This window comes from Kluyvera cryocrescens NBRC 102467, from assembly GCF_001571285.1.
In the GTDB taxonomy this organism is placed as follows: domain Bacteria; phylum Pseudomonadota; class Gammaproteobacteria; order Enterobacterales; family Enterobacteriaceae; genus Kluyvera; species Kluyvera cryocrescens.
Genome location: NZ_BCTM01000088.1, coordinates 1 through 1,057, shown reverse-complemented (window position 1 = coordinate 1,057; position 1,057 = coordinate 1). Strand labels below are relative to the sequence as shown.

The following is a 1,057-nucleotide window of genomic DNA, read 5'->3' as shown; positions in this document are numbered from 1 at the left end:
GGCTTTGTTGAATAAATCGAACTTTTGCTGAGTTGAAGGATCAGATCACGTATCTTCCCGACAACGCAGACCGTTCCGTGGCAAAGCAAAAGTTCAAAATCACCAATTGGCCCACCTACAATAAAGCCCTCATCAACCGTGGCTCCATAACTTTCTGGCTGGATGATGAAGCTATTCAGGCCTGGTATGAGTCAGCAACACCTTCTTCACGAGGCAGACCTCAGCGCTATTCTGACCTTGCCATCACTACTGTGCTGGTCATTAAACGCGTATTCAGGCTGACCCTGCGGGCTGCGCAGGGCTTTATTGATTCCATTTTTTCTCTGATGAACGTTCCGCTACGCTGCCCGGATTACAGCTGTGTCAGCAGGCGGGCAAAGTCGGTTAATGTCAGTTTCAAAACGCCCACCCGGGGTGAAATCGCACACCTGGTAATTGATTCCACCGGGCTGAAGGTCTTCGGTGAAGGCGAGTGGAAAGTCAAAAAGCATGGCCAGGAACGCCGCCGTATCTGGCGTAAGCTGCATCTCGCCGTTGACAGTAAAACACATGAAATCATCTGCGCTGACCTGTCGCTGAACAACGTTACGGACTCAGAGGCCTTCCCCGGGTTAATCCGGCAAACCCACCGGAAAATCAGGTCAGCCGCCGCCGATGGCGCTTACGATACCCGGCTCTGTCACGATGAACTGCGGCGTAAGAAAATCAGCGCGCTTATCCCTCCCCGAAAAGGTGCGGGTTACTGGCCCGGTGAATATGCAGACCGTAACCGTGCAGTGGCTAATCAGCGAATGACCGGGAGTAATGCGCGGTGGAAATGGACAACAGATTACAACCGTCGCTCGATAGCGGAAACGGCGATGTACCGGGTAAAACAGCTGTTCGGGGGTTCACTGACGCTGCGTGACTACGATGGTCAGGTTGCGGAGGCTATGGCCCTGGTACGAGCGCTGAACAAAATGACGAAAGCAGGTATGCCTGAAAGCGTGCGTATTGCCTGAAAACACAACCCGCTACGGGGGAGACTTACCCGAAATCTGATTTATTCAACAAAGCC

General features: G+C 52.8%; 1 protein-coding gene. It reads left to right on the top strand.

What is annotated here, in order from left to right:
* Positions 1-32 precede the first annotated feature (32 nt).
* The gene (locus KCR01S_RS23600; protein ID WP_000654812.1) at positions 33-1,001 is read left to right on the top strand and encodes an IS5-like element IS903B family transposase; all 969 of its coding nucleotides are present in this window, start codon (positions 33-35) and stop codon (positions 999-1,001) included.
* Positions 1,002-1,057 lie beyond the last annotated feature (56 nt).